This window comes from Hypericibacter sp., from assembly GCF_050729195.1.
Classification (GTDB): domain Bacteria; phylum Pseudomonadota; class Alphaproteobacteria; order Dongiales; family Dongiaceae; genus Hypericibacter.
Genome location: NZ_JBOHKS010000290.1, coordinates 1 through 10,668, shown reverse-complemented (window position 1 = coordinate 10,668; position 10,668 = coordinate 1). Strand labels below are relative to the sequence as shown.

Sequence of the window (10,668 nt, the reverse complement as noted above, 5' to 3'; positions counted from 1 at the left end):
TCAGATCCTTGTGGCAATAGACCTGGCTCTCGCCGGTCTCGGCCAGGATGATGAATTCGTGGCTGAGATCGCCGCCGATCGGGCCGGTGTCGGCCGCCATCGGGATCGCCTTCAGCCCCATCCGCGCATAGGTGCGCAGATAGGACACGAACATCTTGTTGTAGGCGCGCCGCGCGCCGACATAGTCGATGTCGAAGGAATAGGCGTCCTTCATCAGGAACTCGCGCCCGCGCATCACGCCGAAGCGGGGCCGCACCTCGTCGCGGAACTTCCACTGGATGTGATAGAGCAGCTTGGGCAGTTCCTTGTAGCTGCGGACCTCGCTCGCGAAGATGTCGGTGATCAGCTCCTCGTTGGTCGGCCCATAGAGCATCTCGCGATCATGGCGATCGACGATGCGCAGCATCTCCTTGCCGTAATCCTCGTAGCGGCCCGACTTCTTCCAGAGATCCGCAGACTGGATCGTCGGCATCAGCACTTCCTGGCAACCGGCCCGGTCCTGTTCCTCGCGGACGATCTGCTCGATGCGCTTCAGCACCCGGAAGCCCAGCGGCAGCCAGGAATAGATCCCGGCGCTGGCCTGGCGGATCATGCCGGCACGCAGCATCAGCCGATGCGAGACGATCTGCGCCTCGGCGGGCGTTTCCTTGAGGGTGGGCAGAAAATAGCTCGTCAGCCGCATTGATCATCCTTGCGAAGCGGGAACCCGGTGGATCGGCGGCGGGTCCGGGCGATACCGGGGCCTGACGGCGCCATCGGAAATGGGTCGGGACTGTAGGCAATGGCCCCTGCCCTGTCCATGCGCGAAGCCCGCGCAGTGACGGTTCCGAGAGGACCCCAGGATCGCGTCGAAAAGGTGGCGGCCGGGCCGCTATTGCCCCTGGCTCAGGCCGCGGGCGCAGGCCTCGGCCAGGGCGTCCGCTTCGGGATCGCCGAGAGGCTGGCCGTTGAAGGTCACATTGCCGTTGAGGTCGGAAACGACGATGCCGACGATCGCATCTCCCTTGAAGAGCGGCGAGTTGGCCGGGATGTGATAGCGGTCCTGGAGGTCGACCTTGATCGGAATGGCGATCAGGGGCGGCAGATTGAGTTGCTGATTCGAGCCCGGCAGATCGGCCGGCGCGACCGCGTTGCCATAGGCATCGACGCCCGGTTCATAGGCCACGCCCGGGGGTTGGCGATACTTGACAAGGGCCTCGCAATCCTCCCTTTTCACCGTCAGTTGCGGCTCGCCGGCCATGAGGGGCGAGGGCCCCAGGGCGGGAAGACCCAGGAGGGCGAGCAGGAGCAACCAGGGGATGCGAGCGATACAGCGCGTCATGCCGTCAGGGTGGCGCCGGGGGATTAATAAAACCTAACCCCGGCATCGGCCGCGGCGGTCCGGCGCGTCGGGGTCGCTCGTTGTATCACGAGGGGCCTAGCATGCTTGAAAAACTGTTCGACCTGACGGCGCACGGCACCACCGTGCGGCGCGAGATCCTGGCCGGTGTCACGACCTTCCTGACCATGGCCTATATCATCTTCGTCAATCCGCAGATCCTGTCGGCCGCCGGGATGGATATCGGCGCCGTCTTCGTCGCCACCTGCCTCGCCGCCGCCTTCGGCAGCGCCTTCATGGGGCTGTTCGCGAATTATCCGATCGCGCTGGCGCCCGGCATGGGCCTCAACGCCTATTTCACCTACGCGGTCGTCAACGGGATGCATTACCCGTGGCAGGTCGCGCTGGGTGCCGTGTTCCTGTCCGGCATCCTGTTCCTGATCCTCAGCATCCTTCCGGTCCGCGAATACATCATCAATTCGATTCCGAAGAGCCTGAAGATGGCGATCTCGGCCGGCATCGGTCTCTTCCTCGCCATCATCGGCCTGAAGGAAATGGGCGTGATCGTTGCCGATCCGGCGACCTTCGTGACGCTCGGGCCGCTGACGGTCTGGCCGGTGATCCTGGGGGCGCTGGGGTTCGTCGTGATGGCGGCCCTCGACGCGCGGCGCGTGCCAGGGGCCATCATCATCGCGATCCTGTTGGTGACGGCGGCAGGCGTGGCGCTCGGCGTCAGCCCGGCGCAGGGCGTGTTCTCGATGCCGCCCAGCATCGCCCCGACCTTCCTGCAGATGGATATCGCCGGCGCCTTCAGCCTCGGCCTGGTCGCGATCGTCTTCACCTTCCTGTTCGTCGATCTGTTCGACAATACCGGCACGCTGATCGGCGTTGCCCATCGTGCCGGCCTGCTCGACAAGGACGGCCGGCTGCCGCGCATCGGCAAGGCCCTGATCGTCGACAGCAGCTCGGCCATGGTGGGGGCGGCCCTCGGCACCTCGACCACGACCAGCTATATCGAAAGCGCAGCCGGCGTTCGCGCCGGCGGCCGGACCGGCCTCACCGCCGTCGTGGTGGCGATCCTGTTCCTCGCCGCGCTCTTCCTGTCGCCGCTGGCGGGGACGGTTCCCGCCTACGCCACGGCGCCAGCACTCATCTTCGTCGCCTGCATCATGACGCGCGGCCTCACCGAGGTGGATTGGGAGGACGTCACCGAATATGCACCGGCGGTGATCACCGCGATCGCGATGCCGCTCACCTTCTCGATCGCGAATGGCATCGCGCTCGGTTTCATCACCTATGCGGCGATCAAACTGGTGGCGGGCCGCTGGCGTGAAATTCATCCGGCGGTGGCGATCCTCGCCATCGCCTTCATCCTGAAGTTCGCGCTGATCTGACCCTGCTCTTGCAGGCTTGGCGGGCCGGCCCTTCGCGGGTGCCGGCCCGCTTTCTTTTTGGGCGGGCTGCTCCGGCCTTTGCCCGCTTCGCGAGCGCCGCTCGCCATTGCGAAAACCGCGTGACGACGAGCGGGAATCCTCATATGTTTCAATCGTGGTCAAACCGCCGGTCCACCGGCGTGGCCCGGGTTCTGGGAGATGAGGGAGCGCAGAACGCGCCCCGACGGTCGAAGCGCCCCCCAAATGGCGCGCACCGAATGGGATGGCAAAGGAACCGAAGGCGAGCTGGGAAACCCGCTCGCTTTTTTTTGCCCGTAGATCAAGCTCATGCGGGTTCGCCAAGAACTGCCATAAGTAATTGTATTAACTATAACTCCAATATTCTTACCGGTCGCCATCCAGGCCTTTAAGCGTCCTTAAAGCGTGGGGGCGGATAGTCGGGCTTGTCTTTACTCTCCGACAGGCAACCCGATGAAGGTGGCAATCGAGCCCTGGATTGAGACCGGGGTGGCGATTCCAAACGGGGACGCCCAGCCCGCCTCTCCCTATGCCGATCTCGCAACCCACTGGCCGGGCCCTTGCGCCCTGCTGGCGGCGACGGGCCGTGTCTTCGCCGCCAATGCCGGCGGCGAGGCGCTCCTGGCCGTCCTGGCCCCTGACGAGGCCGACAGGGCCGAGCTCGCGGCGCGCAAGACCGCCTGCACCCTGGAGCCCGTCATCCTGCCCTCGCCGTCCGGCTCCTCGACGGTCGAACCCAGCCTGATTCCGATCGCGGGCGGTCTGCTCCTGATCGGCCGCGACGTCACCCTCCAGGCCCGGATTCGTTCGGCCCTGATCGAGTCTCGCCAGCGCTTCAAGGACCTGGTCGATATCTCCAGCGATTTCTCCTGGGAGACGGATGCGACCGGCCGGTTCGTGTTCGTCTCGCCGCAGGGCGGCCTCGGCTACCCCGCCGTGGCCCTTCTGGGCCGAGATCCCGCCACGCTCGCCATCGAAGAAGACGAGGCCCTCTTGAGCGAGCAGCCTTTCGCCGCGCGTGAACGCGTCGAGGCGCGGCAGATGTGGATGCGCCGCGCCGATGGCGCCGCCGCGCGGGTGGCGATCTCGGCGCTCCCCCTGCACGACAGCGGCGGCGAGATCATCGGCGCCCGCGGTCTCTGCCGCGACATCACCGCGGCCGACGCCCAGGAAGCGGCGCTGCTCGAAGCCCGCCACCATGAGCGCCTGCTGGCCTATATCGCTCGCACGATCCGCGAAGAGGTCGAGCCCGGCGCCATGCTGAACAAGGCCGCCAGCACCCTCGCCCACGCGCTGGGCGCCGAGCTCGGCTGCATCTGGCGCTTCGAGAACGGCCCGCCGCGCCTGGTGGCGCAGAGCGGAACGCTGGCCGTGCCCGCCATCGACCTCCCCGGCCTCCTGCAAGGCTGGGCCAAGGCCGATCGCAACGCCGTCGAAACGCCGCAAGCCTGCGACACGGAGTCCCTGAGCGGCCTCGCGCTGGTGACGAGCTATCGGCGAGCGGCCAATGGCGCCGTCGCGATCTGGCGGCGGCACGACCAGGCGCCGTCCTGGAGCAAATCCGACCATGCCTTGATGCGCGAGATCGCCGGCCATCTCGGCATCGCGCTGGCGCAGATCAGCCAGCATGATGCGCTGGCGGCCCTGGCCAATACCGACGCGCTCACCGGCCTCCTCAACCGGCGCAGCTTCACGGCGGACCTCGAGCGCTGGCTTCAGCATGCGCGGCGCACGGGACGCGGCGGCACCCTGCTCTATCTCGACCTCGACAATTTCAAGCCGATCAATGACCGCTTCGGCCATGAGCGCGGCGACGCCGTGCTGGTGCAGGTCGCCGATCGCCTGCGCCGCGGCTCGCGTGCCGGCGACCTGGCGGCTCGCCTCGGCGGCGACGAGTTCGCCCTCTGGGCCGCGGAGACCGACGAGGCTGGCGCGCTCGCCAAGGCGCAAGGCCTGATCGCAACCGTCCGCGAATGTGCCGGCGCGCTCAGCGGTGTCGAGCCGCCGCTGGGAATCTCCATCGGGATCGCCTGCTACCGGCCGACCTCGGCTGAAGCTTTCGACGGCCTGCTCGCACGCGCCGACGAGGCCATGTATCGCGCCAAGCGGGCGGGCAAGAACCGCTGCGAGCTGGCGCCACCCGCGAGGGTCGCATGAGCGCGGTCGTGGCCAGGGATCAGCAATATCCGGATTATGAGGGCGAGAAAAGCCGCGCCGCTCATGCCGATGCTGATGTTCGGCGGGAGCTCGCTCGCGAACGCCAAGCCCGACCGGAGATCCTCTATTTCCTGGCGAATGATCGGGTGGCCGCCGTGCGCCGCGAGATCGCTGCCAACCCGCAGACGCCGGTCCAGGCCGACCTGCTGCTGCTGCAGGATTCCGATGCCAATGTGCGGAGCGATCTTGCGCTGAAGGTGGCACGCCTGCTTCCCGATCTTGCGCCGGACGCGCAGAGCCAGGTTCGCGAGCGGGTCGTGGAGATGGTGCGAGTCCTGGCGCGCGATCAGGTTGCACGCATCCGCGCGATCGTCTCCGAAGCCCTGAAGGACGTCGGCAATGCGCCGCCGGATGTGATCCGCGCGCTCGCGCGCGACGTGGAGCTTGCCGTCTGCGGGCCCGTGTTGCGGTTCTCACCGCTGCTGACGGACGAAGACCTGCTGGCCATCATCGCGGTGCCCCCGGTCAAGGGCGCGCGGCGTGCCGTGGCGCAACGCGATGGTCTCAGCGCCGATCTGGCCGATGCCATTGCCGATGTCGGCGACGAGGCCGCGATCGCGGCCCTCCTCGGCAACCCTTCGGCCCAGATCCGCGAAGAGACGCTGGACCTGCTGGTGGACCGGGCCCCGGCCCATCCCACCTGGCATCCGCCCCTTGTCGACCGCCCCGCTTTGCCGGCACGTATCGTCGGCCGTATCGCCGCCTTCGTGGCCGCGACCCTGTTGCGCCGCCTGGAACAGCGCCAGGATCTCGATCCGGCCGCGCGCGAAGCGGTCGCCGCCGCGGTCGCCACGCGGTTGGCCGAGCCCGAGATGGTCGCCGCGACCAAGGCCGCCGCTTCGAAGGAATCTGCCGAGGACCGGGCGCTCAGGCTCAAGAAACAGGGCAAGCTCGACGAGGCGAGCCTCGCTTCGGCCCTCGACAGCGGCGACCGCGCCTTCGCGATCGCCGCGCTGGGCATCCTCAGCGAGCTCGGCAGCGCGCTCGCCGGCAAGATCCTCTCGGCGCGCGGCGTCAAGGGCATCGTCGCCCTCGCCTGGAAGGCCGGCGTCAGCCCGCGTCTCGCGACGCAGATCCAGCTCCGGCTGGCCGGCATTCCGCCCAAGCAACTGCTACAGCCGCGGGCCGGCGGTTGGCCCATGAACAATGACGAGATGACCTGGCATCTCGATTTCTTCCGCGCCTGAAGCGCCTCAGCGCTTCCTCATCCAGGCGGGCTTGAGCTTGGCGATGCGCTTGTAGGTCGGGCAATCCGGCTTATGGGCGCCCGGCAGATAACCGAGGCTCATCAGAAATTCGCCCACGATCTCGCCGCCCGTAAAGCGGAACGTCTTCTTGAAGAGCTTGACCCATTCCTCCTTGGTCAGGGGATGATGGGCATCGATCCATTGGGCGAAGGAGCCGTGGCTCTCCCGCAGTACCTGGATCCGTTTCGCATTCTCGATCGCCGCCTCGATCTTGAGCCGGTTGCGGATGATGCCCGCATCCTTGAGCAGCCGCGCCTTGTCGCGCGCCTTGAAGGCTGCCACCCGGTCGACGTCGAACTCGGCATAGGCCGCCTTGAAGGCCTCGCGCTTCTTCAGGATCGTCAGCCAGGAAAGGCCGGCCTGGTTGATCTCCAGCACCAGCCGCTCGAACAGCGCGCTCTCGTCGGCGTTCGGGAAGCCATACTCGCTCTCATGATAGGGCCCATGGAACGGATGGCCAGGGGCGACGTCGCAATAGCTGCTCATGGGACCCTCGATCGGAAGAGCGCGGCCGGCTCAGCTGGGCCGGAACGTGATCAGATTGGAACGCTGCAGGAGAAAGAAGCCGACCCAGATCACCGCCGCGACCAGGGTCGTGGCGATCGCTTTCTTCAGCAGCAAGGGCCGGTCGGGCGCGCTTTCGGCATGGCCGGCCTCGACCTTGTCGGGGACATGCACCCCCCAGGGCAGCACCGCGAACAGCACGGTCCACCAGATGATGACATAGACGACGATGCCGGTGACCGGGTTCATACCTGCTCCAGCTCGATCAGGGTCCCGACGAAATCCTTGGGATGGAGGAACAGCACCGGCTTGCCATGGGCGCCGATCTTCGGATTGCCGTCGCCCAGGACGCGAGCGCCCTCGGCCTTGAGCCGGTCGCGGGCGGCGAGAATATCGTCGACCTCGAAGCAGAGATGATGCATGCCGCCGGAGGGATTGCGCTCGAGGAAGGGCGCGATCGGCGAGTTCGCGCCCAGCGGATGCAGCAGCTCGATCTTGGTATTGGGCAGCTCGACGAACACGACCGTCACGCCATGGGCGGGCTCGGCCTGGGGCGGCGACACCTTGGCCCCCAGTGTATCGCGATAGATCTTGGCGGCCGCCTCCAGGTCGGGCACGGCGATCGCCACATGGTTGAGGCGTCCGATCACGGCGATGGTTCCTGTTCCTTCTTGTCTCCAGGCCGGAGTCTGCCCGAAGCGCCCGGCCTGTCCAAGAGGTCTAGAGCCGCACCAGATGGACCTCGGTCAGCGGCTTCTTCCCGTGGAGATTCTGCAATGTCTTGCGGATGGCCAGACGGGCCGCCTCCTTGACCGTCGTGTCGAGCTTGCGGTCGGCGGGCTTGAGCTTGACCAGCGCCGTGCGCACGGCATCGGCGGCATCCTCGCGGGCCTCCGCCATCTCGTCGGGCTCGAGCAGGCCCTGGATCGAGATCTGCGGCTCGGCCGCCAGCAGGCCGGTATCGTCCAGCACCAGGGTCGCGACCGCGGTGCCGTTATGGAGCATGCGGTGGCGCAGCCGCATCGCCTCGCCGTCGAGGGACATCAGCACCTTGCCGTCGAGCCCCAGCCGGCCGGAATGGACCTCGCCGATCTTCTTGGCCGGTCCCGGCGCCAGGCGGATCACATCGCCGTTCGTGGACACGACGGTTTGCGGCACCTGGCAGTCATGGGCAAGCCGCGCATGGGCCATCAGATGGCGATATTCGCCATGCACCGGCACCGCGATCTGCGGGCGCACCCATTGATACATGGCGATGAGCTCGTCGCGCGCCGGATGGCCGGAGACATGGATCGCATTGTCGCGCTCGGTCACGATCTCGACGCCAAGCTTGGCCAGATCGTTCTGCAGCCGCCCGATCGCCCGGTCGTTGCCGGGGATGACGCGCGAGGAGAACAGCACCGCATCACCGGCTTCGAGCGTCACGGCCGGATGCTCGCCGCGCGCGATGCGCGCCAGCGCCGAACGCGGCTCGCCCTGGCTGCCGGTGCAGAGCAGCACCACCTTGTCGCGGGGCAGGAAGCCCGCATCATGCTCGCTGACGAAATCCGGCAGGTCCGCCAGATAGCCCGTATCGCGCGCCGCCCGGTTGATGCGCCAGAGCGAGCGCCCCACCAGTGCCGCATGGCGATCATGATGGGCGGCGGCTCGCGCCACGCTCTCGACGCGCGCCACATTGGAGGCGAAACAGGCGACCGCGATCCGGCCGTCGAACCGCCCCATCATCTCCGTCAGGTTGGCGCGCACCAGGGCCTCGGAGCCCGAATGGCCGGGAACCAGCGCATTGGTGGAATCGCACACCATCGCCAGCACGCCCTCGGTACCCAGCTTCTTGAGCGCCTCTTCGTCGGTCACCTCGCCCACCAGCGGATCGGGATCGAGTTTCCAGTCGCCGGTATGGAGGATCGTGCCGCAGGGCGTGCGGATCGCGATGGCGTTGGGCTCGGGGATCGAATGGGTCAGGGTGATGAATTCGAGATCGAATGGCCCGATCTTGAAGCGTCCGGAGAGCGGGATCTCGGTGATCTCGACCTCGTCCTCGATGCCGGATTCGATCAGCTTGCGGCGCAGCACCGCCGCGGTGAAGGGCGTCGCATAGATGGGACAGCCGAGATCCGGCCAGAGATAGGGCACGGCACCGATATGGTCCTCATGCGCATGCGTCAGCACCAGCCCGACCAGCCGGTCGGCATTGTCCTCGATGAAGGTCGGGTCGGGCATGATGACCTCGATCCCGGGCGTGGCGTCGTCGCCGAAGGTGACGCCCAGGTCGACCATCAGCCATTTGCCGTCATGGCCATAGAGCGTGAGGTTCATTCCGATCTCCCCCGCTCCGCCCAAGGGCAGGAACAGGAGCTCGTCGGCGCGCGGTGGATCGATCATCGGCGACCGGCGTTGCGGCGCCCGTTGTTGCGACGATAGATCTCGACCAGACCGCGCATGGTGATCTCGGGCTCGAGCCGCTCGATCGTGGGCGTGTTGCCATGGAACAGCGGCGCCAGGCCGCCGGTCGCGATCACGCGCATGGGCTGGCCCCATTCCTCGCAGATGCGCGCGACGACGCCCTCGATCAGGCTGATATAGCCCCAGTAGATGCCGGACTGCATGGCGCCCAGCGTGTCCTTGCCGATGACGCGCGGCGGCTTCTCGACGGCGATGCGCGGCAGCTTGGCGGTCGCGCCATGGAGCGCCTCGAGGCTGAGATTGATTCCCGGCGCGATTACGCCGCCGCAGTAATCGCCGGATTCGGCGATGACGTCGAAGGTGGTGGCGGTGCCGAAATCCACCACGATGACGGCCTCGTCCGGAAACAGCAGATGGCCGCCGACGGCGTTGGCGAGCCGGTCGGCGCCCACCTCTTGCGGGCGGTCCATCAGGATCTTGATGCCGAGCTCGACGCCGGGCTCGCCGACGATGAGGGGCTTGGTGTGGAAATGCTTGTCGCAAAGCTGGCGCAGATTGAAGAGCGTCGGCGGCACCACGGTGGCGATGACGGTGCCGTCGATGTCCTTGGTGCTGAGGCCGGAGAGGCCCATCAGCTGATTCAGCCAGACCAGATATTCGTCGGCGGTGCGTGCCGGGCTGGTATGGAGCCGCCAGTCGCCGCGCAGCGCCTCGCCGTCATAGACGGCGAATTTCACGTTCGTGTTGTTGGCATTGACGGCGAGCAGCATGGCGATGCCTTCAAGGTTCGAGTTCAAAGCCCCGGGAAGAACACGTCACCGGCGGTGAAGCTGCGCCTTCCTCCGTCGGCCAGGTCGAGCCAGAGCCGGCCCTCCTCGTCGAGGGTCGAGAAACGGCCCGCGACGGTCTCCTGCTCCAGCCGGACCTCGATCGGCTGCCCGATCCCGGCGGCCCGGCTCATCCAAGCGGCCCGGATCGGCGCGAAGCCGTCCCGGCGGAAGGAGTCGTAACATCCTGGGAAACGCTCGGCAAAACCCGCCAACAGCAAGGCCGGGTCGGCGGGGCCGCCGGCGGCGCTCAGGGAGGTGGCCCGGTAAGGGGTATCGGCGGGGAAGCTCGCCACATTGACCCCGATGCCGAGAATGACCCAGGCGAGCCGCCCATCCGGGCCGGGCTGGCCCTCCAGCAGGATGCCGGCGGTCTTGCGGCCCTCGATCAGCAGGTCATTGGGCCATTTGAGCCGGACCCGCTCCTCGCCCTGGGGCAGCAGCCCCGCCAGGGCACCGCCCATGGCGAGCGAGGCCACGAAGCCCAGCTTGGCGCCGTCGGCCGGCGGCAGGCCCGGACGCAGCAGCAGCGAGAGGTAGAGGTTGCCCGGCGGCGAGGCCCAGCCCCGCCCCCGCCGTCCCCGCCCCACCGTCTGCTCGCCCGCCCAGACCAGGCTGCCCTCGGGCGCCCCCTCGGCGGCCAGGCGCCGGCATTCCTCCATCGTGCTGCCGATGGTCTCGTGGGCGTGAAGGCGGAAGAAATCGGGGAGTTCGGGACGGCCCAGCGTCATCCGTGGAAC

11 protein-coding genes are annotated in these 10,668 nt (G+C 67.4%); 3 read left to right on the top strand and 8 right to left on the bottom strand.

All coding sequences use genetic code 11. The annotated features are described in order from the left end of the window. The coding region (gene proS / locus ACREE8_RS23835; protein ID WP_431575516.1) for a proline--tRNA ligase at positions 1–682 on the bottom strand (682 nt) is incomplete at its 3' end. Positions 683–871: 189 nt separating this feature from the next. After that, positions 872–1,321 (bottom strand): hypothetical protein, encoded by a 450-nt coding sequence (locus ACREE8_RS23830; protein ID WP_431575515.1) that lies wholly within the window; start codon positions 1,319–1,321, stop codon positions 872–874. 101 nt (positions 1,322–1,422) lie between these two features. On the opposite strand from ACREE8_RS23830, the gene ACREE8_RS23825 reads away from it, so the two are divergent. The 3 genes from ACREE8_RS23825 to ACREE8_RS23815 all read left to right on the top strand — a co-directional run bounded on the left by ACREE8_RS23825 (position 1,423) and on the right by ACREE8_RS23815 (position 6,134). Further along, positions 1,423–2,712 (top strand): NCS2 family permease, encoded by a 1,290-nt coding sequence (locus ACREE8_RS23825; protein ID WP_431575514.1) that lies wholly within the window; start codon positions 1,423–1,425, stop codon positions 2,710–2,712. A 507-nt stretch (positions 2,713–3,219) separates the two neighbouring features. Next, positions 3,220–4,887, top strand: a complete 1,668-nt coding sequence (locus ACREE8_RS23820) for a sensor domain-containing diguanylate cyclase (RefSeq protein ID WP_431575513.1) — start codon at positions 3,220–3,222, stop codon at positions 4,885–4,887. Beyond that, positions 4,884–6,134: a DUF2336 domain-containing protein gene (locus tag ACREE8_RS23815; protein WP_431575512.1), complete on the top strand. Its 1,251-nt coding sequence runs from the start codon at positions 4,884–4,886 to the stop codon at positions 6,132–6,134. Before ACREE8_RS23820 ends, ACREE8_RS23815 begins: the two co-directional genes overlap by 4 nt. Before the next feature lie 6 nt (positions 6,135–6,140). On the opposite strand, the gene ACREE8_RS23810 is transcribed toward ACREE8_RS23815, so the two are convergent. From ACREE8_RS23810 to ACREE8_RS23785, 6 genes are all read right to left on the bottom strand, one after another. Beyond that, positions 6,141–6,680, bottom strand: coding sequence for a DNA-3-methyladenine glycosylase I (locus ACREE8_RS23810; protein ID WP_431575511.1), 540 nt, complete (start codon positions 6,678–6,680; stop codon positions 6,141–6,143). Between the two features lie 30 nt (positions 6,681–6,710). Further along, the gene (locus ACREE8_RS23805; protein ID WP_431575510.1) at positions 6,711–6,947 is read right to left on the bottom strand and encodes a DUF1467 family protein; all 237 of its coding nucleotides are present in this window, start codon (positions 6,945–6,947) and stop codon (positions 6,711–6,713) included. After that, positions 6,944–7,348 carry a methylmalonyl-CoA epimerase gene (gene mce, locus ACREE8_RS23800; RefSeq protein ID WP_431575509.1) on the bottom strand — a complete coding sequence of 135 codons (405 nt, stop codon included), beginning with the start codon at positions 7,346–7,348 and terminating at the stop codon, positions 6,944–6,946. Before mce ends, ACREE8_RS23805 begins: the two co-directional genes overlap by 4 nt. 70 nt (positions 7,349–7,418) lie before the next feature. Next, complete coding sequence (locus tag ACREE8_RS23795) at positions 7,419–9,080, bottom strand: ribonuclease J (protein WP_431575508.1); 1,662 nt, start codon at positions 9,078–9,080, stop codon at positions 7,419–7,421. Next, entirely contained in the window at positions 9,077–9,871 is a 795-nt protein-coding gene (locus ACREE8_RS23790) for a type III pantothenate kinase (protein ID WP_431575507.1), read from the bottom strand. Before ACREE8_RS23790 ends, ACREE8_RS23795 begins: the two co-directional genes overlap by 4 nt. Before the next feature lie 23 nt (positions 9,872–9,894). Next, positions 9,895–10,668 (bottom strand): biotin--[acetyl-CoA-carboxylase] ligase (locus ACREE8_RS23785; RefSeq protein ID WP_431575506.1); only part of this gene is annotated, 774 nt, incomplete at its 5' end.

What these genes read in the sequence shown, in the direction of transcription:
- ACREE8_RS23830 (WP_431575515.1), bottom strand. Translation starts at nt 1,321, where the DNA reads ATGACGCGCTGTATCGCTCGCATCCCCTGGTTGCTCCTGCTCGCCCTC.
- ACREE8_RS23825 (WP_431575514.1), top strand. Translation starts at nt 1,423, where the DNA reads ATGCTTGAAAAACTGTTCGACCTGACGGCGCACGGCACCACCGTGCGG.
- ACREE8_RS23815 (WP_431575512.1), top strand. Translation starts at nt 4,884, where the DNA reads ATGAGCGCGGTCGTGGCCAGGGATCAGCAATATCCGGATTATGAGGGC.
- ACREE8_RS23795 (WP_431575508.1), bottom strand. Translation starts at nt 9,080, where the DNA reads ATGATCGATCCACCGCGCGCCGACGAGCTCCTGTTCCTGCCCTTGGGC.
- ACREE8_RS23810 (WP_431575511.1), bottom strand. Translation starts at nt 6,680, where the DNA reads ATGAGCAGCTATTGCGACGTCGCCCCTGGCCATCCGTTCCATGGGCCC.
- ACREE8_RS23805 (WP_431575510.1), bottom strand. Translation starts at nt 6,947, where the DNA reads ATGAACCCGGTCACCGGCATCGTCGTCTATGTCATCATCTGGTGGACC.
- ACREE8_RS23790 (WP_431575507.1), bottom strand. Translation starts at nt 9,871, where the DNA reads ATGCTGCTCGCCGTCAATGCCAACAACACGAACGTGAAATTCGCCGTC.